This window comes from Microbacterium festucae, assembly GCF_025421715.1.
Taxonomy (GTDB): Bacteria; Actinomycetota; Actinomycetes; order Actinomycetales; family Microbacteriaceae; genus Microbacterium; species Microbacterium festucae.
Genome location: NZ_JAOEFC010000002.1, coordinates 42,779 through 64,289 on the forward strand (window position 1 = coordinate 42,779; position 21,511 = coordinate 64,289).

Consider the following 21,511-nt stretch of genomic DNA (forward strand, 5'->3'; position numbering starts at 1 on the left):
GTGGAGTCCCGCACCCTCATCGTCCCCGACGGCCTCGACGGCGTGCGCGTCGACGCCGCGCTGGCCAAGATGCTCGGGTTCTCGCGCACCTTCGCGGCCGACGTCGCCGAGGCTGGCGGTGTGCTGCAGGACGGGCGCACCGTGGCCAAGAGCGACAAGCTGCGCGGCGGGTCATGGCTCGAGGTGGAGTGGGAGCAGCGTCGCGGTCCCGAGATCGTGCCGATCCCGGTGCCCGACCTCGGCATCGCCTACGACGACGACGACATCGTCGTGGTCGACAAGCCCGCCGGCGTGGCCGCCCACCCCTCGGTGGGCTGGGAGGGGCCGACCGTGGTCGGCGCTCTCGCCGCGGCGGGCTTCCGCGTGGCCACCACCGGCGCCGCCGAGCGCCAGGGCGTCGTGCACCGCCTCGACGTCGGCACGAGCGGCCTGATGGTCGTCGCCAAGACCGAGCGCGCCTACACCGCCCTCAAGCGGGCCTTCAAGGAGCGCGAGGTCGAGAAGATCTACCACGCGGTCGTGCAGGGCCATCCCGATCCGCTCGCCGGTACGATCGACGCGCCCATCGGGCGGCATCCGTCGCACTCATGGAAGTTCGCGGTGACCCCCGACGGCAAGGACTCCGTCACCCACTACGAGACGATCGAGGCCTTCCGCGGCGCGTCGCTGCTGGAGATCCACCTCGAGACCGGCCGCACCCACCAGATCCGCGTGCACATGGCCGCCCACCGCCACCCCTGCGTGGGCGACCCGCTCTACGGGGCCGACCCGACCCTGTCGGCGCGTCTCGGGCTCACGCGGCAGTGGCTCCACGCGCACCAGCTGTCGTTCGCGCACCCGGTGACCACCGAGTGGCTCACCGTCACCAGCGACTACCCCGCCGACCTGGCCCACGCCCTCGAGGTGCTGCGCGCCGACTGACCGGCGCCGGTGCGTCTTGCCGGTGTCGGATGCCGGTGGCATCCTGACCCGCATGACGATCGAGGTGCGTCCGGCGACCGAGTTCGACGACATCCGCACGATGGTGGGGCCCAAGCAGCCCACGTCGAACGTGTGCTGGTGCCTGAGCTACCGGCTCACGTCCGGTCGCGAGAACCGGGAGCTGCGCGGCACGGCCCGCGGCGACCGGGTGCGGCAGCTGCTGCGCGGCGGCCCGCCGGGCGTGCTCGCCTACGACGGCGACGAGGTGGTCGGGTGGGCGGCGGTGCATCCGCGCGCCGACACCTCCTTCGCCACGAGCCGCAAGATCCCGCACGTCGACGACGCCGACGTCTGGAGCCTCTGGTGCCTGCGCGTGCGCCCCGGCCACCGCGGCGAGGGCATCTCGCACGCGCTGCTGGCGGGCGCGGTCGCCTTCGCCCGCGACAGCGGGGCGCCGGCGATCGAGGGCTACCCGGTCGACAACGCGGGGGAGAAGGTGGACCTCACCATGGCCTACGTCGGCACACGGGCGCTGTTCGAGCGGGCCGGGTTCCGCAAGGCCGCCGACACCGACGCCGTGGCCGGCGGGTTCCCGCGGGTGGTGATGCGGCTGGCGCTCTGACATCCCCGGATGCCGCCGGCACATGCCCGGGCGCGTACATCCGGGTACCTACGCTGGTGCAGTGAACCCCCTCGCTGCGCGTCCCTGGCTCTCGTCCTACGCCGAGGGGGTCCCGCACGAGATCGCTCCCTCCGATGCGACGCTCGTCGACATGCTCGACGCCGTTGTGACGCGGTATCCGGCACGTCCCGCGCTGGAGTTCTTCGGCGCGGAGACGACCTACCGGGAGCTCGGCGACCAGGTCGCCCGCGCCGCCGAGGCCCTGCGGCGCCTCGGCGTCGGCGCCGGCGACCGGGTCGCCCTCGTGCTGCCGAACTGCCCGCAGCACATCGTGGCGTTCTACGCCGCGCAGCGGCTGGGCGCGATCGTCGTCGAGCACAACCCGCGCTACACCGCCCCCGAGCTGCGGCACCTGTTCGAGGTGCACCGGGCGCGCATCGCCATCGTGTGGGACGCGATGGCCGACACCATCCACGACCTCCCCGCCGACATCCGCCCCGCGACGATCATCGCCGTGCGCATGCCCGACGCCATGCCGTGGCACCTGCGCGCGCTCCTGAAGATGCCGCTGCCCGCGGCTCGGCGCTCGCGCGCGGCGATGACCACGCCCCCCACCGCCAAGGGCGTCATCGACTGGGCGGGCCTCGTGCGCGGACGCCGGCTGTCGCGGCGGGCGCCGCGGCCCCGGGCCGACGACATCGCCGTGCTGCAGTTCACCAGCGGCACCACGGGGCGCCCCAAGGCCGCCGTGCTCAGCCACCGCAACCTGCGGGCCAACGCCGCGCAGTCGGTGGCGTGGGTCCCCGGTCTCGTGCCCGGCGGTGAGGTCTTCTACGGGGTGCTGCCGCTGTTCCACGCGTACGGGCTCACGCTGTGCGTGACGACCGCGATCTCCATCGGCGCGCGCATCGTGCTGTTCCCGCTGTTCGACGTGCCGATGACGCTGAAGGCGATGAAGCGCACGCCGCCGACCTTCCTGCCGGCCGTGCCGCCGATCTACGACGCCCTGGCACGCGCCGCCTCGCGCGCGCACATCGACATGTCGGCGCTCCGGCACGCGATCTCCGGCGCGATGGCGCTGCCGGCGGCCACCGTGCGGCGCTGGGAGGAGGCGACCGGCGGCATCCTCGTCGAGGGCTACGGCATGACCGAGTCCTCGCCCATCTCGCTCGGCAACCCGATGGGTCCGCAGCGCCGTGCCGGCACGGTGGGTGTGCCCTTCCCGAGCACCGACATCCGGGTCGTCGACCCCGACGACCCCACCGTCGACCGCGCGATCGGCGAACCCGGCGAGCTGCTCGTGCGCGGGCCGCAGGTGTTCCAGGGGTACTGGAACCAGCCCGAGGAGACCGCTCAGGCGCTGCTGGAGGGCGGGTGGCTGCGCACCGGCGACATCGTGACCGCCGACGCCGACGGTTTCGTCACGATCGTCGACCGCATCAAGGAGCTCATCATCACCGGCGGGTTCAACGTGAGCCCCAGCGAGGTCGAAGACGCCCTGCTGCTGCACCCCGACGTCGTCGACGCCGCGGTGGTGGGCATCGCGCGCTCCGACGGCGGCGAGTCGATCACGGCGGCGGTCGTGCTGCGCGACGGGGCCGCCTTCGACCCGCAGGCGCTCCGCGAGTCCGCCCGCGAGCACCTCGCCGCCTACAAGGTGCCCCGCGCGGTCGTCGAGTTCGACGTGCTGCCGCGGTCGCTGATCGGCAAGGTGCTGCGCCGCGAGGTGCGCGACGAGATCGTGCGCCGCAAGGGCGCACGGGGAGCCGAGCCCGCCGCCGACTGACCGGTCGGCGCCGGGCGGGTGACTCCGCCGGTCAGACGCCGCCCGCGAACGAGGCCGGGTCGTCCTCGGCGATCGCGAGGGCGATCTTGCGCACGTGGAACGGCTCCACCTCGGCGAGCTCGCCCAACCCGTACCAGCCGACCTCGGTCAGTTCGCCGTCGGCCGGATGCGGGTCGCCCGAGACCCACTCGCAGCGGAAGACGAGATCGAGGTAGTCGACCTGGTCGCCGTTGGCGTAGGTGATGCGGGGGATCTGCTGCACGACGGCCAGACGCGTCGCGCGCACCACCACGCCCGCCTCCTCGAGGCACTCGCGCACCGCGGCGGTCGCCGGCTCCTCGCCGGGATCGACGATCCCCGACACGCACTGCCACGCGCCGTTGTCGGAGCGGCGCCCGAGCAGCACCTTCTCGTCCTTGAACACGACGGCGGTCACGCCGACCAGGGGGAGCGGATCGTGACCGATCTTCTCGCGCAGCGACAGGACGAAGTCGGGGGTGGCCATGGCATCCACCCTAGGCGGCCGTGCGGCCGCGCGAACCTTCACCCTCCACTGGAGGGTGAGGCGACCTCGCAGCCGCGCGGCCGGCGCGGGGCGACGATGTCGGAGGCCTTCGTAGACTCGATGGGTGGCATCCGACTCCTTCGTTCACCTGCACGTGCACAGCGAGTACTCGATGCTCGACGGTGCGGCCAAGATCGGCGCGATGACGCAGGCGGCCGCCGAGTACGGCATGCCCGCCATCGCCGTCACCGACCACGGCAACACCTTCGCGGCGTTCGAGTTCTACCGCGCGGCCAACGCCGCCGGCGTGAAGCCGATCATCGGGCTCGAGGCCTACGTCACCCCGGGCACGCACCGCAGCGACAAGTCGCGTGTGGCCTGGGGCTCGCCCGATCAGAAGAGCGACGACGTCTCGGGCTCGGGCGCCTACACCCACATGACGATGTGGAGCCAGAGCACCGAGGGCATGCACAACCTCTTCCGGCTCAGCTCGCTGTCGAGCATGGAGGGGTACTACTTCAAGCCGCGCATGGACCGCGAGCTGCTGCAGACCTACGGCAAGGGGCTCATCGCCACGACGGGCTGCCCGTCGGGCGAGGTGCAGACCCGCCTGCGGCTCGGCCAGTACGACGCGGCCCGCGCGGCGGCGGCGGAGTTCCAGGACATCTTCGGCAAGGAGAACTACTTCGCCGAGATCATGGACCACGGCCTGTCGATCGAGCGCCGCGTGATGACCGACCTCATCCGCCTGGCCAAAGACCTCGACATCCCGCTGGTGGGCACCAACGACTCGCACTACACCCACCAGCACGAGGCCGACGCGCACGAGGCGCTGCTGTGCGTGCAGTCCGGCTCGACCCTCGACGACCCCAACCGGTTCAAGTTCGACGGCGACGGGTACTACATCAAGACCGCGCAGGAGATGCGCCAGCTGTTCCGCGACCACCCCGAGGCGTGCGACAACACCCTGCTGATCGCCGAGCGCTGCGAGGTGGAGTTCAACACCTCCGCCAACTACATGCCCCGCTTCCCGGTGCCCGACGGCGAGACCGAGGACAGCTGGCTGATCAAGGAGGTCGAGGCGGGTCTCCACTACCGCTACCCGGCCGGCATCCCCGACCGCGTGCGCAAGCAGGCCGAGTACGAGACCGGGATCATCCTGCAGATGGGCTTCCCGGGGTACTTCCTCGTCGTCGCCGACTTCATCAACTGGGCCAAGGACAACGGCATCCGCGTCGGTCCGGGCCGCGGCTCGGGTGCCGGTTCGATGGTCGCGTACGCGATGAAGATCACCGACCTCGACCCGCTCGAGCACGGCCTCATCTTCGAGCGCTTCCTCAATCCCGACCGCGTCTCCATGCCCGATTTCGACGTCGACTTCGACGACCGGCGCCGCGGCGAGGTGATCGAGTACGTCACCGCGAAGTACGGCTCCGAGCGCGTCGCGCAGATCGTCACCTACGGCACCATCAAGTCCAAGCAGGCGCTGAAGGACGCCGGGCGCGTGCTCGGCTTCCCGTTCAGCATGGGGGAGAAGCTCACCAAGGCCATGCCCCCCGCCGTGATGGGCAAGGACATGGAGCTCGGGGGCATGTTCAACCCGCAGCATCCGCGCTTCAAGGAGGCCAGCGAGTTCCGCTCGCTCGTCGAGACCGACCCCGACGCGAAGACCGTGTTCGACCGGGCGCTGGGTCTGGAAGGCCTCAAGCGCCAGTGGGGCGTGCACGCGGCCGGCGTGATCATGTCCAGCGAGCCGCTGCTGGACATCATCCCGATCATGCGCCGCGAGCAGGACGGCCAGATCGTCACGCAGTTCGACTACCCGTCGTGCGAGACGCTCGGCCTCATCAAGATGGACTTCCTGGGGCTGCGCAACCTCACGATCATCTCCGACGCCCTCGACAACATCCGGCTCAACCGCGGTGAAGAGCTCGACCTCGAGCACCTCGCCCTCGACGACCGTCCCGCCTACGACCTGCTCACCCGCGGCGACACGCTGGGCGTCTTCCAGCTCGACGGCGGGCCCATGCGTTCGCTGCTGCGCCTCATGAAGCCCGACAACTTCGAGGACATCTCGGCCGTCATCGCGCTGTACCGCCCCGGCCCCATGGGCGCGAACTCGCACATCAACTACGCGCTGCGCAAGAACGGCCAGCAGGACATCACGCCCATCCACCCCGAGCTCGAAGAGCCCCTGCGCGACATCCTCGACACCACCTACGGCCTGATCATCTATCAGGAGCAGGTCATGGCCATCGCCCAGAAGGTGGCCGGGTTCTCGCTCGGACAGGCCGACATCCTCCGCCGCGCGATGGGCAAGAAGAAGAAGTCCGAGCTCGACAAGCAGTACGAGGGCTTCTCGGGCGGCATGAAGGAGCGCGGATTCGGCGAGGCGGCGGTGAAGGCGCTGTGGGACATCCTGCTGCCCTTCTCCGACTACGCCTTCAACAAGGCGCACTCGGCCGCCTACGGTCTCGTCTCGTACTGGACCGCCTACCTCAAGGCGCACTATCCCGCCGAGTACATGGCGGCGCTGCTGACGAGCGTCGGCGACTCCAAGGACAAGATGGCGGTGTACCTCAACGAGTGCCGCCGCATGGGCATCAAGGTGCTCCCGCCCGACGTGGGGGAGTCGATCCGGTACTTCGCGGCCGTCGGCGGCGACATCCGCTTCGGCCTCGGCGCGGTGCGCAACGTCGGCGCCAACGTCGTCGACGGCATCGTCGCCTCCCGCGCCGACGGCACGTTCACGTCGTTCCACGACTTCCTCGCCAAGGTGCCGCTGCACGTGGCCAACAAGCGCACCGTCGAATCGCTCATCAAGGCCGGCGCGTTCGACACGATGGGCGACACCCGCCGCGCGCTGCTGGAGATCCACGAGGATGCCACCGAGGCGGCCGTCGACCGCAAGCGCAACGAGGCCCAGGGGGCCATCGGCTTCGACTTCGACAGCCTCTACGATGCCGCCGAAGAGGTCGTGCCGCCCAAGGTCCCCGACCGTCCGGAGTGGACCAAGAAGGACAAGCTCGCCTTCGAACGCGAGATGCTCGGTCTCTACGTCTCCGACCATCCGCTGGCCGGTCTCGAGATCCCGCTCGCCAAGCACGCGTCGACCTCCATCCACGACCTGCTCGCCTCCGAGGACGTCAACGACGGCGACCAGGTGACCGTGGCGGGGCTGGTCACCAGCGTGCAGCACCGCGTCGCCAAGCAGAGCGGCAATCCCTACGGCATGATCACCATCGAGGACTTCGACGGCGAGGTGACCGTCATGTTCATGGGGAAGACCTACACCGAGTTCCAGTCGATGCTGCAGCAGGACGGCATCCTGGTCGTGCGCGGCCGGGTGTCGCGCCGTGACGACGGGCTGAACCTGCACGGCCAGTCGGCGTTCACGCCCGATCTCGGCACCGTCGATGCCGCGGGGCCGCTCGTGCTGCTGATGCCCGAGCACCGTGCCACCGAGACCCTCGTCGAGCGGCTCGCCGAGACGCTGCGGCGCCACCCGGGAGACACCGAGGTGACGTTGCGCCTGCACAAGGGCGGCACCGCGAAGGTGTTCGAGGTGCCGATGCCGGTCTCGGTCACCGTCGACCTGTACGGCGAGCTGAAGGGCCTTCTCGGACCCGGATGCCTGGGCTGAGCGCGCCACCCGGGCGGGTAGGATCGCATGCACGAGTGACCGTGATCCGAGAGGAACGATCGTGAGCGACGACACCCGGGCGAAGGCGGATTCCGCCGACGAGTTCGACGGCGAGACCACGCCGGCAGCGACCACCGACGAGACCCACGCGGTCGACGTCGTCCCTGCCGCGCACGCCACCTCCGCCGACGCGGCCGGCGACTACGCCGCCGACGACTACGCGGCCGAGGACTACGCCGCCGGCGGCCACGTCGACGGCCAGCCGGTCGCCACCGACACCCCCGCCGACCCGGCATCCGACGCGCAGGACCCGGGCCCGGCCGCACAGCCCACGGTCGCCGCGGCCGCCGACGCCTCGGTGCAGTACGGCGTCGGACCGTTCTCGATCCGCGAGGTCGCCCTGCTGGGCGTGTGGGCGCTGTCGTTCGTCTTCTCGTTCTTCTCCATCTACGTCGACAGCCGGTTCATGATGGCCCTCGGCGTCGGGGGATCGGTCTGGACCTCGGGCATCTCGTGGATCCTCACGATCGGCGCCCCCACCGTGGCCGTCGGCCTCATCGTGCTGCGCCGGTTCTCGCCGGACGCCATCCGTCGCGTCGGCTCGCTCGGCATCGACCAGTTCGCCTCGGTGGCGTTCTCGGTCGCGGCGCTGATCTGGCTCGGCATCCTGTGGGAGGAGATCGCGCGCGTCGCCCAGGGGGGACCGTGGCTGCACAGCTGGGTCGTGTGGGTCGAGCTGGTGCTCATGCTCGCCGGCGTTCTGCTCACCGTCTTCGCGCGCTTCATCGCGCCGTTCGACCAGGACTTCCAGGGCCGCCCGCAGGTCACCGCCCACGTGCTCGCCAGCCCGGCGCGCCCGGTCGTGGCGCGCCCCGTCACCGCGTCGCCCGCAGCGGACACCTCCGAGCGCTGGGCCGACCCGGCCGCCGGGGCCGCGACGGCCACCGACACGACCGCGACCAGCGTCATCGAGCCCCTCGTGGCCGAGCCGGCGGCCAGCCAGGCCTTCTGGGCGCTCGCGCCCGTCGAGCGCGACGTGGTCGACGAGAACGGCGTGCCGCTGTTCACCGTCGGCCCCACCGCGTGGGCGCTCGTGATCGAAGACCGCGGCGATGCGTTCGTCGTGCGCCACGAAGACGGTCGCGTCGGCTACCTGCGCGACGTCTCCGGCGTCACGCGCGGCTGAGCCGATGCTGCGCACCATCGATCTGCGCGGCCGCGCGCTGACCCCGGCCGAACTGCTCGCGGCGGTCCCGCGCGCCACGGCCGCCCGCGACGAGGCCCTCGCCACCGCCGCACGCATCGTCGACGACGTCGCCGAGCGCGGCGAGACGGCGCTGCGCGAGCAGGCCGCCCGGTTCGACGGCGTCGAGGGGCACGCGATCCGGGTGCCGCAGGAACACCTCGACGAGGCCCTCGTCGCTCTCGCCCCCGAGGTGCGCGCCGCCCTCGACGAGGCCATCCGGCGCGTGCGCGCCGCCTCGGCTGCCCAGGTGCCCGACGACCGCGTCACCGAGCTCGCCCCCGGCGCCCGCGTCGAGCAGCGCTGGCGCCCGGTGCAGCGGGTGGGCGTCTATGTGCCCGGCGGCAAGGCGGTCTACCCGTCGAGCGTCGTCATGAACGTCGTGCCCGCGCAGGTGGCCGGGGTGGCCGACGTGGCCCTCGCCTCGCCGCCGCAGCGCGACCACGACGGCCGCGTGCATCCCGTCATCCTCGCCGCGGCCGCGCTCCTCGGCATCGACGAGGTCTACGCGATGGGCGGCGCCGGCGCGATCGGCGCCTACGCGCACGGCGTGCCGGACCTGGGCCTCGCCCCGGTCGACGTGATCTCCGGCCCCGGCAACAACTTCGTCGCCCTCGCCAAGCGCGTCGTCGCTGGCATCGTCGGCACGGATGCCGAGGCGGGCGCGACCGAGATCCTCGTCGTCGCCGACGAGCACGCCGACGCCGACCTCGTCGCCGCCGACCTGGTGAGCCAGGCCGAGCACGACGAGCAGGCCGGCGCGGTGCTGGTCACCGCCTCCGCGGAGCTGGCCGATGCGGTCGCCGCCGCGATCGTCGAACGCGCCGGCGCGACCCGTCACGCGGCTCGCGTGGCCGCCGCCCTCGGTGGGCCGCAGTCGGCCATCGTGCTCGTCGACGATGTCGCCGCCGCCACCGCGTTCAGCAACGCCTACGCCCCCGAGCACCTCGAGCTGCACCTCGCCGAGCCGCGCGTGGACGACTTCGTCAACGCGGGCGCGGTGTTCGTCGGCCCGTGGTCGCCGGTGAGCCTGGGCGACTACCTCGCCGGCAGCAACCACGTGCTGCCCACCGGGGGACAGGCCCGCTACGCGGCCGGGCTGTCGGCTTCGACCTTCCTCCGCCCGCAGCAGGTGATCGTGTACGACCGTGACGCCCTCGCCGCCGTGCACGAGGACATCGTCGCCCTCGCCACCGCCGAGGCGCTGCCGGCCCACGGCGAAGCGGTCACGGCGCGCTTCCCCGCCACCGCGACGGAGGCCTGAGGTGCACTGCCCGTTCTGCCGCCACGCCGACTCGCGCGTCATCGACTCCCGCACGAGCGATGACGGCCTCAGCATCCGCCGTCGCCGCCAGTGCCCGCAGTGCGGCGGCCGGTTCTCCACCATCGAGACGGCGAGCCTCAACGTCATCAAGCGCTCCGGCGTGATCGAGCCGTTCAGCCGCGAGAAGGTCATGTCGGGGGTGCGCAAGGCCTGCCAGGGGCGGCCCGTCACCGAGGGCGACCTCGGCCTGCTCGCCCAGGCGGTCGAAGAGACCGTGCGCCAGACCGGCACGTCGCAGATCGACACGAACGAGATCGGCCTGGCCATCCTGCCGCCGCTGCGCGAACTCGACGAGATCGCCTACCTGCGCTTCGCGAGCGTCTACCAGGCGTTCGACACGCTCGACGACTTCGAGGCCGCGATCGCGCAGCTGCGCGCCGACCACGACGCCGCGCGCGCCGCCGCGTCGGTCGCCGATGAGGTCTGACCACCGCTAGGGTAAGGGCTGATGTATCCCTTCATCTTCCGCACCTTCTTCGTCCCGATGGACGCCGAGGTCGCCCACCACGTCGTCGTCCCCGTGATCCGCGCGTTCGGCGTCTGGCCGATCGCACCGGTGCTGCGGGCCTTCACCCGTCCGGCCCCTGCGCTGCGCACCGAGGCGCTGGGACTCGTGTTCGACTCGCCGTTCGGCGTGGCCGCCGGGTTCGACAAGAACGTCAAGATGACCGCGGGTCTCCACGCGCTCGGGTTCGGCCACGTCGAGGTCGGCACCGTCACCGCCATCGCGCAGGAGGGCAACCCGAAGCCGCGACTGTTCCGGCTCGTGCCCGACCGTGCGCTCGTCAACCGCATGGGGTTCAACAACGACGGCGCGGCGGCCGTCGCCCGCCGACTCGAGAAGGCGCGGCGCCGCCGTCGGCGCGCGGTCATCGGCGTCAACATCGGCAAGAGTCGCGTGGTCGACGTGGCCGACGCGACCGACGACTACCTCGTCAGCACGCGGCTGCTCGCGCCGCTGGCCGACTACCTGGTCGTCAACGTCTCCTCGCCCAACACCCCCGGGCTGCGCGGCCTGCAGGCCGTCGAGACCCTCCGTCCGCTGCTGGCCGCCGTGCACGAGGCCGCCGGCGCGACGCCCCTGCTCGTCAAGATCGCCCCCGACCTCCCCGACGACGAGGTGCAGGCCATCGCCCGCCTCGCCGTCGACCTGGGCTTGGCGGGCATCGTGGCCACCAACACGACGATCGCGCGCGACGGTCTGGTCACCGACCCGGCCAAGATCGAGGCCGCCGGTGCCGGCGGGCTGTCGGGCGCGCCGCTGCGTGCGCGGGCGCTCGAGGTGCTGCGCGTGGTGCGCGCGGCGGTGCCCGCGGAGTTCTGCGTCATCGCCGCCGGGGGAGTGGAGACCGCCGCCGACGTGCAGGAGCGCCTGGATGCCGGGGCGACGCTCGTGCAGGGCTACAGCGGCTTCATCTTCCGCGGACCGCTCTGGGCGCGGCAGATCAACCGCGGGCTCGCCGCGCGTCGGGGCGCCCGCGCGTCCTGACCCGCGCCCGCGCCTCCGCGACACGCCCGTCCCGGCGGGCGCACACGCCTCGGCATCCATGCGCACGCACGACGAAACCGCCCCCGTCCGCGTGGCGGTCGGGGGCGGTGGAGTCCGGCTCAGGCGGGGCGCTGGCCGCGCTTGGCCTGCGGCTTGGGCAGACGCATGAAGCGCATCTGGATGGTGCGCATCGCCGCGTACCATCCGAGGCCCTTCTCGGCGCGTGCACCCCACTTGTCGCGCGCGATGCGCTTGATGCGGATGCTCGTGAAGATCATGTCGGCGACGACCAGCAGGATGAACGCCCACAGGCCGATGAAGCCGTAGTACATGATCGCCGGGTTGGGGATGAGGCTCAGCAGGATGACGATGACCATCAGCGGCATCATCAGCTCGCCGAAGTGCCAGCCCGAGTCGACCCAGTCGCGCACGAACTTGCGCTGCGGACCCTTGTCGCGCAGCGGCAGGTACTTCTCGTCGCCGTTGGCCATGCCCACGCGGGCCTTCTCGCGCTGGGCGGCCATCTCGGTGCGGGCGCGGCGCTTGGCCTCCTTGGTGTCGGCGACCAGCGGGCGCTTGCGGGCGGCCTCCTGCTCGGCCCGCGACGGGGTGGGACGGTTCTTCCCGACGCCCTGCGGGGCGTCGGCGGAAGCGTCGGGGGCGGGTGCTGCGGGAGTCTTTGCCACGGGAGAGACCTCGGATCGGCGGAAAATCGTGCGCTCTAAGATTACCCGCATGACCTCTGCTTCGTCCCGGGCCTCGGCCGTGCAAGAGGCGGCCACCGCCGCCGTCCCCGCCGCCGTCGCCGATCTCGGCGCCCTCGTGCGCATCCCGTCCGTCGCCTTCCCGGGCTTCGACCGCGCCGAAGTGGAGCGCAGCGCGGCCGCGGTGAAGGCCCTGCTCGACGATCTGGCCGTCTTCGACCGCGTCGAGATCAAGACCGCCACGATCCCGGCCACCGGCGCCGAGGGGATGCCGGCGGTGCTGGCCACCCGCGCCGCCCGCAACGGCCGTCCGACGATCCTGCTCTACGCGCACCACGACGTGCAGCCGGTGGGCGATGAGGCGCTGTGGGAGAGCACGCCCTTCGAGCCCACGCTGCGCGGCGGTCGGCTCTACGGCCGCGGCGCCGCCGACGACAAGGCCGGCGTCATGGCGCACGTCGGGGCGCTGCGCGCCCTCATCGAGGTGCTCGGCACCGACTTCGACCTCGGCGTCAACCTGTTCATCGAGGGGGAGGAGGAGGCGGGGTCCGCCTCGTTCGCCGCGTTCCTGCACGACAACGCCGACGCCCTCCGCGCCGACGTCATCGTCGTGGCCGATTCCGGCAACTGGGATGCCGTCACTCCCGCCCTCACCGTGTCGCTGCGCGGCAACACCCGCTTCACGATGACGGTGAAGACGCTCGACCACGCGTCGCACTCCGGGATGTTCGGCGGCGCCGTGCCCGACGCGATGCTCGCCACCGCCAAGCTGCTGTCGACCCTCTGGGACGACGACGGCGCGGTCGCCGTGGCGGGGCTCCTCGAGCGCGACGCGCCGACCCCCGAGTACTCGGAGCAGACGCTGCGCGACGAGGCGGGCCTGCCCGACGGGGTCAGCCCCATCGGTCGCGGGACGATCCTCAGCCGCCTGTGGAACAAGCCGACCGTCACCGTGACCGGCATCGATTTCCCCAGCGTGCGCAACGCCTCCAACACGCTCACCCCCGAGCTGTCGGTCGTGATCAGCTCGCGCGTCGCCCCGGGGCAGCGCGCCGAAGACGCCTTCGCCGCGCTGGAGGCGCACCTGCGCGCCCACGCGCCGTTCGGCGCCCAGCTGTCGTTCCACGACGTCGACTTCGGCGACGCCTTCCTCGTCGACACGTCGGGCTGGGCGGTCGCGCAGGCGCGCGACGCGCTGGAGGCCGGTTACGGCGTGGCCCCCGTCGACATCGGCGTCGGGGGATCGATCCCCTTCATCGCCGATCTCGTGCGCGAATTCCCCGCCGCGCAGATCCTCGTCACCGGAGTGGAAGACCCCCACGCCCGCGCGCACAGCCCCAACGAGTCGCTGCACCTCGACACGTTCCGCCACGCGCTGGTCTCGGAGGCGCTGCTGCTGGAGAGCCTCGACGCCACCGAGCTGTAGAGCGCACCGCGCGGATGCCGTCGCGGCGGCCCCGGGAATTGACCCGGCCTCGCCGCCGCGACGGCGCGTAGAATCGTCACACCCCGCCGTCGTCGACCGACGCGGCATCGGCCCACCCCCGACCGGCACGTCCGGCCGCAACGCACAGGGAGAAGTCATGACCGACATCGCCACGTCCACCGCCACCGACGCGCCGACGCACGGCATCGGCCTCACCGACGCCGCTGCCGCCAAGGTGAAGAGCCTGCTCGAGCAGGAGGGCCGCGACGACCTGCGCCTGCGCGTGGCCGTGCAGCCCGGTGGCTGCTCGGGCCTGATCTACCAGCTGTACTTCGACGAGCGCTTCCTCGACGGCGACGTCGCGGTCGACTTCGACGGCGTCGAGGTCATCGTCGACGACATGTCGGTTCCCTACCTCGACGGCGCGAAGATCGACTTCCAGGACACCATCTCGCAGCAGGGTTTCACGATCGACAACCCCAACGCTGCGGGCAGCTGCGCCTGCGGCGACTCGTTCCACTGAGTCCGGCGGCTACCCCCTCCGAGAGTCGGGACATCCTGGGCGGATGGCCTGAATCGGTTGGGAGGTTGCCCTAGACTGACGGGAGTCGAACCTTCAAGACCCCGAAAGGTGAAACGTGCGCGTCAAACGTCGCCTCCGTCTGATTGCCATCCCCCTCGGGATGGCCACGGCGGTCGCCCTCGCAGCCTGCACCCCCACTGAGCTCAACGGCTACCTTCCGGGGTTCACCGAAGACGGCACGCAGGCCACCAACCACACCGAGATGATCTCGGCGCTGTGGGTGAACTCCTGGATCGTGCTGCTGGCCGTGGGCGTGATCACCTGGGGTCTGATGGCCTGGGCCGCCATCGCGTACCGCCGTCGCAAGGGCCAGTCCGGCCTGCCGGTGCAGCTGCGCTACAACATGCCGATCGAGATCTTCTACACGGTCGTGCCGCTCATCCTCGTGATCGGGTTCTTCGCGTTCACCGCGCGTGACCAGACGATCCTCGAGACCCAGTACGACGACCCCGACGTGTGCGTCACGGCCATCGGCAAGCAGTGGGCGTGGGACTTCCAGTACAACGACGACACGCAGAACTGCGAGGCCGGCGACGACGCCGTGTGGAGCATGGGCGTGCAGGCGCAGACCGACCGCGTCGGCGACGTCACCAACGAGATCCCGACCCTGTACCTTCCGGTCGACAAGGAGGTCAAGCTCAAGCTCGCCTCCCGTGACGTGATCCACTCGTTCTGGATCATCGACTTCCTGTACAAGAAGGACATGTACATCGGGCGCGACAACTACTGGTCGTTCACCCCGACCCGCATCGGCGAGTACGACGGCAAGTGCGCCGAGCTGTGCGGTCAGTACCACTCGATGATGCTGTTCAAGGTCAAGGTGGTCTCCGAGGCCGACTACCAGACCTACCTCGACTCGCTGCGCGACGCCGGCCAGACCGGTGACATCGACGAGGCTTACGACCGCCTCCAGAACCTGCCGGGAACGACGGGCAACGCCGCATCCGAGGAGGAGCACTGATGACTGAGGTTTCCGACCGTCCTCGGACCGTTCCGCCGCGCCAGGCCGCGCTGATGAGCTCTTCCCGCGTGGGGGAGAAGGGCAACATCATCGTCAAGTGGATCACCTCCACCGACCACAAGACGATCGGGTACATGTACCTCATCGCCTCGGTGCTGTTCTTCCTCCTCGGCGGCGTGATGGCCCTCATCATCCGCGCGGAGCTGTTCGAGCCGGGTATGCAGGTCATCCCGACCAAGGAGCAGTACAACCAGCTGTTCACGATGCACGGCACGATCATGCTGCTGATGTTCGCGACGCCGCTGTTCGCCGGGTTCGCCAACGCGATCCTGCCTCTGCAGCTGGGTGCCCCCGACGTCGCCTTCCCGCGACTGAATGCGTTCGCGCTGTGGCTGTTCATCTTCGGATCGGTCATCGCCATAGCCGGCTTCCTCACCCCGCAGGGCGCCGCCGCGTTCGGCTGGTTCGCCTATCAGCCGCTGGCCAACGCGACGTTCTCACCGGGTGCCGGTGGCAACCTCTGGATGCTCGGCCTCGGCATGAGCGGTTTCGGCACGATCCTCGGTGCCGTCAACTTCATCACCACGATCATCACGATGCGTGCGCCCGGCATGACCATGTGGCGTCTGCCGATCTTCTCGTGGAACGTGCTCATCACGAGCATCCTCGTGCTGATGGCCTTCCCGGTGCTGGCCGCCGCGATCCTCGCCGCCGCCGCCGACCGCGTGCTCGGTGCCCACATCTACGACCCGGCCAACGGCGGTGTGCTGCTGTGGCAGCACCTGTTCTGGTTCTTCGGCCACCCCGAGGTGTACATCATCGCGCTGCCGTTCTTCGGCATCGTGTCGGAGATCCTCCCGGTCTTCAGCCGCAAGCCGATCTTCGGGTACAAGACCCTCGTCTACGCGACCATCGCGATCGCGGCCCTGTCGGTGTCGGTGTGGGCCCACCACATGTACGTCACCGGTGCGGTGCTGCTGCCGTTCTTCGCCTTCATGACGATGCTCATCGCGGTGCCCACGGGTGTGAAGATCTTCAACTGGATCGGCACGATGTGGCGAGGGTCGGTGACCTTCGAGACGCCCATGGTGTTCACGCTGGGCTTCCTGGTGTCGTTCGTCTTCGGTGGTCTCACCGGCGTCATCCTCGCCTCGCCGGCGCTGGACTTCCACCTCTCCGACTCGTACTTCGTCGTCGCCCACTTCCACTACGTGGTGTTCGGCACCGTCGTGTTCGCCATGTTCGCCGGCTTCTACTTCTGGTGGCCGAAGTGGACCGGAAAGATGCTCAACGAGCGCCTCGGCTACGTGCACTTCTGGCTGCTGTTCATCGGCTTCCACATGACCTTCCTCATCCAGCACTGGCTCGGTGTCGACGGCATGGTGCGTCGCTACGCCGACTACTCGGCGGCCGACGGCTGGACGTGGCAGAACCAGGTCTCGACGATCGGCGCGATCATCCTCGGCGCCTCGATGATCCCGTTCTTCCTGAACGTCTGGATCACCGCGCGCACCGCTCCCAAGGTCACCGTCAACGACCCGTGGGGCTACGGCGCCTCGCTCGAGTGGGCCACCAGCTGCCCGCCGCCGCGCCACAACTTCACGTCGATCCCGCGCATCCGCAGCGAGCGCCCCGCGTTCGACCTCAACCACCCGGAGGCCTCGCTTCCGGTGGGAGTGGGACCGGCCAAGGACGCCCCCGAGGCGCCCGTCGTCGACCTCGCCGAGGGGAAGGTCAAGTAAGTGAAGACCAACGTCAACCTCTGGTGGCTGCTGGCGGGCTTCTTCCTGCTCGTCACGATCCTGTACACCGGCTGGAACATCATCGAGCACTCCTCGAAGCCGTGGTACAACGCGATCGAGTGGGTCGGCTCGACCGGCCTGCTGTTCAGCGTGTTCATGGCCGTGATGATCGCCTTCTACGTGCACCGCGTGCACCGCGCCCAGGGCGGCGAGCTGCCCGAAGACGTGCTGACGGCCGACATCGACGACGGTGACCCCGAGATGGGCGAGTTCAGCCCGTGGTCGTGGTGGCCGCTCGTGCTCGCGTTCTCGGCATCGCTGGCCATCCTCGGCCTCGCGGTGGGCACCTGGCTGCTGCCGATCGGCTTCGGCGTCTTCGTCGTGGCGATCGTCGGCTGGGTGTACGAGTACTACCGCGGATACTTCGCCCGCTGACTCCCATGTCCCGGGCCCTTCGGGCCGGCGTCGCCACCGACGTCGGCCCCTTCCGTGCGGTGAACCAGGATGCCGCCTTCGCGGCGTCCTGGGGCGCCGCCGTCGCCGACGGCGTCGGCGGGGGACCGGCGGGCGACCTGGCCTCGGCGGCGCTCGTGCACCGGCTGGTGGCCGGCGGCCCGCGCGTGGACGGCGCCGAGGCGCTGGCCGACCGCATCCGAGCGGCCAACTGGGATCTCGGCGCGCAGGTGCGGCGCGACCCGTCGCTGGCGGGCATGGCGACGACCTTCACCGGACTGTGGTTCGCCGGCGACGGCGAGATGCTCCTGCTGGCGCACACCGGCGACTCCCGCGCCTATCTGGTGCGCGGCGGCAACCTCATCCGCCAGACGCGTGACGACTCGTTCGTACAGGCGCTCGTGGACCAGGGCATCGTCAGCGCCGAGGATGCCATGACGCACCCGCGCCGCAACATCATCACCGCGTCGCTGCGGGGAGATGCCACCGACCTCGTGCGGGTGAGCGAGCGCGTGCCCGTCGACGGCGACCGCTGGCTGCTGTGCAGCGACGGAGTCAGCGACTATCTGCCCGACGATGCCATCCTGGGCGCCCTGCAGTCCTACCCGGACGTGGTGCAGTCCGCCCGCGCCCTCGTGGAGCTCGCTCTGGAGGCCGGCTCCCGCGACAACGTCACCGCCGTGGTGTGCGACATCGTCGACGAGGTCCCCGAAGCCCTGCGCGCGCCCGTATTCGCCGGTGCGGCAGCCGCGCGCTTCCTCGAGGGCCTCGACGAGCGCGCCGGCTGACCGCCGCGCCGCCCGCTGTCAGCCGGCGGGCCGCATGTCGTAGGTCACCCAGGGGGTGGCCACCGCGTGCGCGTCGTTCGCCAGCGCCACCGGTAGGTCGTCCGCGACCAGCCCGACGAGCCCGTGCTCCCCGCGCTGCACCCAGCGCCAGGTCGCCGCCACGGCATCCGCGTCATGGGGGAGGAGATAGAACGCCCGGTACCCGGCGTACAGGTGCGCCCAGGGGGCTTCGTCGCGGGGCTGCGTCCTCCGGACCGTGATGCTCACCCGGCCACCCTACAAGCCGCCGTGTGGCCCGTCGACGCGCTGCCGCGGGCAGTGGCGGGGCGGTGGGGGAAGACGACAGCGGCGAGGGTGACCGTGAAGGTCACACCTCGCCGCTGTGTGCCGCCGAGAGGGCTCGGCGTCGTGTCAGTGCTTCTTGGAGCCCTTGTCGTCATCGTCGGGGACGATGAGGTTCGACGGGCGGTTGGCGGTCTCCGAGCCCTTGCTCTCCTCGATGGGGTGCAGGGGAGCGTCGGGGACGCCGGCGCGCTCGTGAGCGCCCTGCAGCTCTTCGGCCTCGTCGTGGGCGATGTGGTCGAGGGTGTGGTGCTGGTGGGCACGCGCTTCCTCGATCTCGGCCTGCGACAGGGGCGCCAGACGGTCTTCGAAGAACCACCGCGACAGGCCGGCACGCAGGTTCTCGTGCCACGGGATGCGGCCCTTGTCGTTGGGGCGCACCACCAGGGGAGCGCTCGTCTCGAAGTCGACGAGCTTCATCAGCTCGTACTCGTCGACGGGCTGGTGCACCTCGATGTATTCGCCACCGGGGAGGCGGACGATGCGACCCGACTCGTAGCCGTGCAGCGCGATCTCGCGGTCCTTCTTCTGCAGTGCGACGGCGATGCGCTTGGCCACGAAGTAGCCGAGGATCGGTCCGACGATGAGCAGAGCCTGCAGCGTGTGGATGACGCCTTCCATCGTGAGATGGAAGTGGGTCGCGATGATGTCCGACGATGCCGCGGCCCAGAGCACCGCGTAGAAGGTGACGCCGGCCACACCGATGGCGGTCCGGGTGGGCGCGTGGCGGGGGCGCTGGGCGATGTGGTGCTCGCGCTTGTCGCCGGTGACCCACGCCTCGATGAAGGGGTAGATCGCGACGAGCACGATGAACAGTCCGAGCCCGATCAGCGGGATGAGGATGTTGAACGACCAGGTGCGGTCGAACAGCACGAACTCGAGGTGCGGCGGCACGAGGCGCAGGGCGCCGTCGGCGAAGCCGATGTACCAGTCGGGCTGCGTTCCGGCCGACACCGGCGACGGGTCGTACGGGCCGTAGTTCCAGATCGGGTTGATCGTGAACAGCGAGGCGATCAGCACGATCACACCGAAGACGATGAAGAAGAACCCGCCCATCTTCGACATGTAGACCGGCATCATCGGGTAGCCCACGACGTTGCTGTTCGTGCGTGCGGGCCCGGCGAACTGCGTGTGCTTGTTGACGATCATCAGCATGAGGTGCACCGCCAGCAGCGCGACGAGGATCGCCGGCAGCAGCAGGATGTGCAGCGTGTAGAGGCGTCCGACGATCTGGGTGCCGGGGAACTCGCCGCCGAAGAGCAGGAACGAGATCCAGGTGCCCACCAGCGGGATGCCCTTGACCATGCCGTCGATGATGCGCAGACCGTTGCCCGAGAGCAGGTCGTCGGGGAGCGAGTAGCCGGTGAAGCCCTCGGCCATCGCGAGGATGAACAGCACGAAGCCGATCACCCAGTTGAGCTCGCGCGGCTTGCGGAAGGCGCCGGTGAAGAACACGCGGAGCATGTGCACGCCGATGCCGGCCACGAACACGAGCGCCGCCCAGTGGTGGATCTGGCGCACGAGCAGGCCGCCGCGGATGTCGAAGGACAGCCGCAGGGTCGAATCGAGGGCCGCCGACATCTCGACGCCGCGCATGGGCAGGTAGCTGCCCGTGTAGTGCGTCTCGACCATGGAGGCCTGGAAGAAGAACGTCAGGAACGTGCCCGACAGCAGCACGACGACGAAGCTCCACAGCGCGATCTCACCCAGCATGAACGACCAGTGGTCGGGGAAGATCTTGCGACCGAGCTCCTTGACGAACCCGGAGATCGACGTGCGCTCATCGATGTAGTTGGCCGCGCCGGCGACGAACCGGCCGCCCAGCGGCTTCTCGTTCTTGGACGAGGTCGCCGCGGGGGCCTGCGCCGTGCCCGGCTCGGTGACAGTGGCGGTGCTCAATGGCGCTCCCAGAAGCTCGGGCCGACAGGCTCTTCGAAGTCGCTGCGTGCAACGAGGTAGCCCTCGGCGTCGACGGTGATGGGCAGCTGAGGCAGCGGGCGTGCGGCCGGGCCGAAGATGACCGCGGCGCCGCGCGAGACGTCGAACTGCGACTGGTGGCAGGGGCAGAGCAGGTGGTGCGTCTGCTGCTCGTAGAGCGCGACGGGGCAGCCGACGTGCGTGCACACCTTGGAGTAGGCGACGATGCCGTCGTACGACCAGTCCTTGCGGTCTTCCTCCTCCTCGAGCTGCTCGGGGAGCAGACGCATGAGCAGCACGATGGCCTTGGCCTTCTCCTCGAGGTAGCCGTCGTGGTGGCTGAGCTCGGCCAGCGACTCCGGGATGACGTGCACGGCCGAGCCGAGCGTCAGGTCGGCGGCGCGGATGGGCTCGCCGCTCGGGTCGTGCGCCAGGCGCTCGCCTTCCTTCCACATGGTGTGGCTGAGGAGGGCGACCGGGTCGCCGGCGATCGGCTTCTCTTCGCTGTTGTGGGGCGCGAGGCCGCGGAACAGCGTGATGCCGGGGATGATCGAGGCCACGAGGGCGGCGATCAGCGAGCCGCGGATGGCGGTTCGGCGGCCGAAGCCCGACTCCTCGTTGGCGTCGCGGAAGACCTGCACGGCCGCTTCACGCGTCGTGTCGCGACCACGCGTGGCGTGACGGGGCTCGATGAACTCCTTGTCGGACATGATCGCCTTGGACCAGTGGATGGCGCCGAGGCCGATCGCCAGCAGGGCCAAGCCGATGCCGAGACCGATGAAGAGGTTGTTGTGCCGGATGTCGATGATCCGACCGCTCTCGATGGGGAAGAGCATGTAGGCGGCGACCGCCCAGATGCTGCCCGCGAGAGACAGGTAGAACAGCGTGTAGACCGTGCGGACGGCGCGCTTCATCGCCGCCGGGTCCTGGTCGGTCACGCGGTGCCGGTGCGGGGGAAGCCCCGGGTTCTGCACGGGGTCGGGAACCGCGACAGCGAGCCCGGCGGAAGGCTTCCATGAAGCCCTCTCGTGCTCGAGCGCGTCTTCCTCGTGTGCCATGGTG

At 70.4% G+C, this 21,511-nt stretch carries 19 protein-coding genes; 14 read left to right on the plus strand and 5 right to left on the minus strand.

Going from position 1 to position 21,511, the window contains the following annotated elements; genetic code table 11:
• The 3 genes from N3K63_RS06365 to N3K63_RS06375 are packed head-to-tail and all read left to right on the plus strand — an operon-like array spanning nt 1 to nt 3,329.
• Nucleotides 1-921: an RluA family pseudouridine synthase gene (locus tag N3K63_RS06365; RefSeq protein WP_261579285.1), complete on the plus strand. Its 921-nt coding sequence runs from the start codon at nt 1-3 to the stop codon at nt 919-921.
• A gap of 52 nt (nt 922-973) precedes the next feature.
• Nucleotides 974-1,543, plus strand: coding sequence for a GNAT family N-acetyltransferase (locus N3K63_RS06370; RefSeq protein WP_261579286.1), 570 nt, complete (start codon nt 974-976; stop codon nt 1,541-1,543).
• Between the two features lie 22 nt (nt 1,544-1,565).
• On the plus strand, nt 1,566-3,329 hold the full coding sequence (locus tag N3K63_RS06375; RefSeq protein WP_390895113.1) for a long-chain-fatty-acid--CoA ligase: 1,764 nt from the start codon (nt 1,566-1,568) through the stop codon (nt 3,327-3,329).
• Nucleotides 3,330-3,360: 31 nt separating this feature from the next.
• Here N3K63_RS06375 and N3K63_RS06380 read toward each other — a convergent pair whose 3' ends face one another.
• The gene (locus N3K63_RS06380; protein ID WP_261579289.1) at nt 3,361-3,834 is read right to left on the minus strand and encodes an NUDIX hydrolase; all 474 of its coding nucleotides are present in this window, start codon (nt 3,832-3,834) and stop codon (nt 3,361-3,363) included.
• Between the two features lie 172 nt (nt 3,835-4,006).
• On the opposite strand from N3K63_RS06380, the gene dnaE reads away from it, so the two are divergent.
• From dnaE to N3K63_RS06405, 5 genes are all read left to right on the plus strand, one after another.
• Nucleotides 4,007-7,477, plus strand: a complete 3,471-nt coding sequence (gene dnaE / locus N3K63_RS06385; protein ID WP_390895155.1) for a DNA polymerase III subunit alpha — start codon at nt 4,007-4,009, stop codon at nt 7,475-7,477.
• A 61-nt stretch (nt 7,478-7,538) separates the two neighbouring features.
• Entirely contained in the window at nt 7,539-8,663 is a 1,125-nt protein-coding gene (locus tag N3K63_RS06390) for an SUR7/PalI family protein (RefSeq protein ID WP_261579293.1), read from the plus strand.
• 4 nt (nt 8,664-8,667) lie between these two features.
• Complete coding sequence (gene hisD / locus N3K63_RS06395) at nt 8,668-9,984, plus strand: histidinol dehydrogenase (protein ID WP_261579294.1); 1,317 nt, start codon at nt 8,668-8,670, stop codon at nt 9,982-9,984.
• A gap of 1 nt (nt 9,985) precedes the next feature.
• Nucleotides 9,986-10,471, plus strand: coding sequence for a transcriptional regulator NrdR (nrdR, locus tag N3K63_RS06400; protein ID WP_261579295.1), 486 nt, complete (start codon nt 9,986-9,988; stop codon nt 10,469-10,471).
• Between the two features lie 21 nt (nt 10,472-10,492).
• Nucleotides 10,493-11,533 (plus strand): quinone-dependent dihydroorotate dehydrogenase, encoded by a 1,041-nt coding sequence (locus tag N3K63_RS06405; RefSeq protein ID WP_261579299.1) that lies wholly within the window; start codon nt 10,493-10,495, stop codon nt 11,531-11,533.
• A gap of 119 nt (nt 11,534-11,652) precedes the next feature.
• Here the strand turns inward: N3K63_RS06405 and N3K63_RS06410 are convergent, their stop codons facing one another.
• Complete coding sequence (locus tag N3K63_RS06410; protein ID WP_261579300.1) at nt 11,653-12,219, minus strand: DUF3043 domain-containing protein; 567 nt, start codon at nt 12,217-12,219, stop codon at nt 11,653-11,655.
• A gap of 49 nt (nt 12,220-12,268) precedes the next feature.
• Between N3K63_RS06410 and N3K63_RS06415 the strand changes: the two genes are divergently transcribed.
• The 6 genes from N3K63_RS06415 (at nt 12,269) to N3K63_RS06440 (ending at nt 18,190) form a co-directional block, all read left to right on the plus strand.
• Complete coding sequence (locus tag N3K63_RS06415) at nt 12,269-13,663, plus strand: dipeptidase (RefSeq protein WP_261579301.1); 1,395 nt, start codon at nt 12,269-12,271, stop codon at nt 13,661-13,663.
• A gap of 157 nt (nt 13,664-13,820) precedes the next feature.
• Complete coding sequence (gene erpA / locus N3K63_RS06420) at nt 13,821-14,186, plus strand: iron-sulfur cluster insertion protein ErpA (protein WP_261579305.1); 366 nt, start codon at nt 13,821-13,823, stop codon at nt 14,184-14,186.
• Between the two features lie 115 nt (nt 14,187-14,301).
• Nucleotides 14,302-15,207, plus strand: a complete 906-nt coding sequence (gene ctaC / locus N3K63_RS06425; RefSeq protein ID WP_261579306.1) for an aa3-type cytochrome oxidase subunit II — start codon at nt 14,302-14,304, stop codon at nt 15,205-15,207.
• Nucleotides 15,208-15,260: 53 nt separating this feature from the next.
• Nucleotides 15,261-16,949: an aa3-type cytochrome oxidase subunit I gene (gene ctaD / locus N3K63_RS06430; RefSeq protein ID WP_390895116.1), complete on the plus strand. Its 1,689-nt coding sequence runs from the start codon at nt 15,261-15,263 to the stop codon at nt 16,947-16,949.
• Nucleotides 16,950-17,384: a cytochrome c oxidase subunit 4 gene (locus tag N3K63_RS06435; protein ID WP_261579311.1), complete on the plus strand. Its 435-nt coding sequence runs from the start codon at nt 16,950-16,952 to the stop codon at nt 17,382-17,384.
• A 5-nt stretch (nt 17,385-17,389) separates the two neighbouring features.
• A complete protein-coding gene (locus tag N3K63_RS06440) occupies nt 17,390-18,190 on the plus strand; it encodes a PP2C family protein-serine/threonine phosphatase (RefSeq protein WP_261579314.1) in 801 nt (266 codons plus the stop codon).
• Nucleotides 18,191-18,208: 18 nt separating this feature from the next.
• Here N3K63_RS06440 and N3K63_RS06445 read toward each other — a convergent pair whose 3' ends face one another.
• The 3 genes from N3K63_RS06445 to qcrA form a co-directional block, all read right to left on the minus strand.
• Nucleotides 18,209-18,457, minus strand: a complete 249-nt coding sequence (locus N3K63_RS06445) for a hypothetical protein (RefSeq protein ID WP_261579316.1) — start codon at nt 18,455-18,457, stop codon at nt 18,209-18,211.
• 144 nt (nt 18,458-18,601) lie between these two features.
• Entirely contained in the window at nt 18,602-20,431 is a 1,830-nt protein-coding gene (qcrB, locus tag N3K63_RS06450; RefSeq protein WP_261579317.1) for a cytochrome bc1 complex cytochrome b subunit, read from the minus strand.
• The gene (gene qcrA / locus N3K63_RS06455; protein ID WP_261579319.1) at nt 20,428-21,507 is read right to left on the minus strand and encodes a cytochrome bc1 complex Rieske iron-sulfur subunit; all 1,080 of its coding nucleotides are present in this window, start codon (nt 21,505-21,507) and stop codon (nt 20,428-20,430) included. Before qcrA ends, qcrB begins: the two co-directional genes overlap by 4 nt.
• Nucleotides 21,508-21,511 lie beyond the last annotated feature (4 nt).

Bases quoted from the DNA above. Each gene is read 5' to 3' on its own strand.
- N3K63_RS06370 (WP_261579286.1), top strand. From the start codon at position 974: ATGACGATCGAGGTGCGTCCGGCGACCGAGTTCGACGACATCCGCACG.
- N3K63_RS06375 (WP_390895113.1), top strand. From the start codon at position 1,566: ATGCCCGGGCGCGTACATCCGGGTACCTACGCTGGTGCAGTGAACCCC.
- N3K63_RS06380 (WP_261579289.1), bottom strand. From the start codon at position 3,834: ATGGCCACCCCCGACTTCGTCCTGTCGCTGCGCGAGAAGATCGGTCAC.
- dnaE (WP_390895155.1), top strand. From the start codon at position 4,007: ATGCTCGACGGTGCGGCCAAGATCGGCGCGATGACGCAGGCGGCCGCC.
- hisD (WP_261579294.1), top strand. From the start codon at position 8,668: ATGCTGCGCACCATCGATCTGCGCGGCCGCGCGCTGACCCCGGCCGAA.
- N3K63_RS06405 (WP_261579299.1), top strand. From the start codon at position 10,493: ATGTATCCCTTCATCTTCCGCACCTTCTTCGTCCCGATGGACGCCGAG.
- N3K63_RS06415 (WP_261579301.1), top strand. From the start codon at position 12,269: ATGACCTCTGCTTCGTCCCGGGCCTCGGCCGTGCAAGAGGCGGCCACC.
- erpA (WP_261579305.1), top strand. From the start codon at position 13,821: ATGACCGACATCGCCACGTCCACCGCCACCGACGCGCCGACGCACGGC.
- ctaD (WP_390895116.1), top strand. From the start codon at position 15,261: ATGAGCTCTTCCCGCGTGGGGGAGAAGGGCAACATCATCGTCAAGTGG.
- N3K63_RS06440 (WP_261579314.1), top strand. From the start codon at position 17,390: ATGTCCCGGGCCCTTCGGGCCGGCGTCGCCACCGACGTCGGCCCCTTC.
- qcrA (WP_261579319.1), bottom strand. From the start codon at position 21,507: ATGGCACACGAGGAAGACGCGCTCGAGCACGAGAGGGCTTCATGGAAG.